Consider the following 706-nt stretch of genomic DNA (forward strand, 5'->3'; position numbering starts at 1 on the left):
TCAATGGCGTATTCTACTGTATGGGCGGCAAGAGTCAGACCAGAAAGGCGGGCAACCTCAGCAAGGTTCACATGGGAAACATAATTTCCCTGTGAATCAAGACGCTCCGATACAAGAGAGCTTTTAAACGGTATCCTTAAGACCAGCATATCAATCATGACTTCAAGCACTCAAACACTCACCATGTGCGTAATGTAGCACATGTAATTCCCAACGCAACTATTTGTAAAGATATTATAGGATTTATCTAATGGATGCAGCAGCTAAAAAAGGTAGTCGAACTACAGTAACAATCAATAGACATATGCAAGAGTTACTGGTAACAGCGACCGTAGAGGCCACTAAAAGCGCTGGTTTGCCTATAAAACAATCAGAATTGATAAATTACCTTATAAAACATAGGCTTGAAGAAGCAATTGAAGGGGTTTTGAGGGAGAAAGGGTTGTAGCGCGTTGCAAAATGCAACAAGAGTCCACTATTAAACAAAGTGGACTCACCCCTTCCGAGCCGCCAGCCAATCCAAAAACCGCCGCTTTAACGTCCTTTCGTCTCCGACCGCCCACCATCAAAATGGCTTCACGATCATCAAATAAAAACCCGGCTTAGCAGGGAAGGGGATGGGTTCAAGAGAATATGTAATCTCTCCCTTTGTATCGAGCGGCAAGCATTAGACGAAAAATGAGAATACTGAGAGCGCTCTAACATG

General features: G+C 43.5%; 2 protein-coding genes. One reads left to right on the forward strand and one right to left on the reverse strand.

What is annotated here, in order from left to right:
- A partial coding sequence (locus tag CG67_RS18790; protein ID WP_371190677.1) for a phage/plasmid replication protein, II/X family occupies window positions 1–158 on the reverse strand: 158 nt, incomplete at its 3' end.
- Window positions 159–250: 92 nt separating this feature from the next.
- On the opposite strand from CG67_RS18790, the gene CG67_RS18070 reads away from it, so the two are divergent.
- Window positions 251–448, forward strand: coding sequence for a hypothetical protein (locus CG67_RS18070; RefSeq protein ID WP_025902261.1), 198 nt, complete (start codon window positions 251–253; stop codon window positions 446–448).
- Window positions 449–706 lie beyond the last annotated feature (258 nt).

The sequence above is a fragment of the Tatumella sp. UCD-D_suzukii genome (assembly GCF_000611875.2).
GTDB classification, from domain to species: Bacteria; Pseudomonadota; Gammaproteobacteria; order Enterobacterales; family Enterobacteriaceae; genus Tatumella; species Tatumella ptyseos.

Bases quoted from the DNA above. Each gene is read 5' to 3' on its own strand.
- CG67_RS18070 (WP_025902261.1), top strand. From the start codon at position 251: ATGGATGCAGCAGCTAAAAAAGGTAGTCGAACTACAGTAACAATCAAT.